Below are 1,281 nucleotides of genomic sequence, written 5' to 3' on the forward strand. Positions count from 1 at the left end.
TCAGCGTTTTCTTGGTTCGAATCATATCAAGCAGCCTCGGCGAGTTTGTAGGACCAGGTGTGGATGACGGGATGACGATTGACGTCGTCGATACCAGCCATGATGCGCTCCTTGAGTTCGTGTTTTGAGGCCACCCGGATATGGCGCAGGACTGAACGGGCGAACTTGGAGAAGAACCCCTCGATGAGGTTAAGCCACGAGCCGTGCTTGGGCGTGAAGGTGAGCTCGAAGCGCCCCTTTGGTCGAGTGGCGAGCCAGGCTCTGGTTTCTCTCGAGATGTGCGCGGAATGATTGTCGAGGATCAACTTGATCGTGGTGCCCTCGGATAAGCGGCATCGAGAAGTCTGAGGAGTTCGATGAACTCGCGGCTGCGGTGGCGGTCTCTGACGAGAGCGTGGACCTTGCCGGTGAGCAGATCAATCCCGGCCAACAGGCTGAGCGTGCCATGGCGTTTGTATTCATGGTCGCGCGCAAAGCCGGAGTGGACGCCAGGCTCGGGTGGCAAATCCGGCGCCGTCGTTGCGATGGCCTGGATTCCAGGCTTCTCGTCGCAGGAGACGATCGTTACCGGCTTTGCCCGCCGCTTTCCCTTGGCAGAGGCTTTCTTCAGGACTTGGACTTCACGATAGACGCACAGGACCTCCGCCATCTTCTGTTCGAACTCGGCGTCGCGGTTTTCAAGATAGTAGCGCACCTTGTGCGGCTTGATTTCCTCCTTGCCGAGGATCTTGCACACCGTTCCTTGAACCAAATTGGCCAAACACTGATGCCCTGCCGCCGGTCCGTGCTCGCGCGCATGGCGCGCCAAGAGCCGCGTCGTCCACAACTCATGCGGATAGCCGTGGTCCTTCGCCTTGTCGCACGCCAGCGACACCAAACAGGCCTTGGCCTCAGCCGTGATCGTTGGCTCCTTGCCCGGTCGCGGACGATCGTCGAGGGCCGCCAGCGGGCCGTCGGCCAGCGCCCGCTCGACACAGCGTTGCACAGTCTGATCATGGACTCCAAGTCTATGGCCCACTGCGCAGAACGAAGGATTTTCCCGATACGCCAGCAGCATCTGCGCCCGCGACACCCGGCTCGCCAGTTCGATCCTCGACCGCGAAAGTGTCGTCAAGGTCGCAATCTCTTCATCGCTCATTGCCAATTCGACCGCTCGCCGCCATCCTGCCATGATACAGCTCCTCGTTTCGCCGACCGAAAACGAGGAATCCGCCAACAACCGTCCGTTCCACCAATTCATCCTGCTCCAGGAGCGCAGGCTTCATGGAATCGGTCGTCTAG

At 60.0% G+C, this 1,281-nt stretch carries 2 protein-coding genes; both read right to left on the reverse strand.

The window, feature by feature from the left end:
• Positions 1–26 precede the first annotated feature (26 nt).
• Positions 27–305, reverse strand: a complete 279-nt coding sequence (locus QCM77_RS45845) for a transposase (RefSeq protein WP_280097128.1) — start codon at positions 303–305, stop codon at positions 27–29.
• Entirely contained in the window at positions 302–1,171 is an 870-nt protein-coding gene (locus QCM77_RS45850; RefSeq protein WP_280097129.1) for an IS630 family transposase, read from the reverse strand. Before QCM77_RS45850 ends, QCM77_RS45845 begins: the two co-directional genes overlap by 4 nt.
• Positions 1,172–1,281 lie beyond the last annotated feature (110 nt).

This window comes from Bradyrhizobium nivariense (genome assembly GCF_029846695.2).
In the GTDB taxonomy this organism is placed as follows: Bacteria; Pseudomonadota; Alphaproteobacteria; order Rhizobiales; family Xanthobacteraceae; genus Bradyrhizobium.

Bases quoted from the DNA above. Each gene is read 5' to 3' on its own strand.
- QCM77_RS45850 (WP_280097129.1), bottom strand. From the start codon at position 1,171: ATGGCAGGATGGCGGCGAGCGGTCGAATTGGCAATGAGCGATGAAGAG.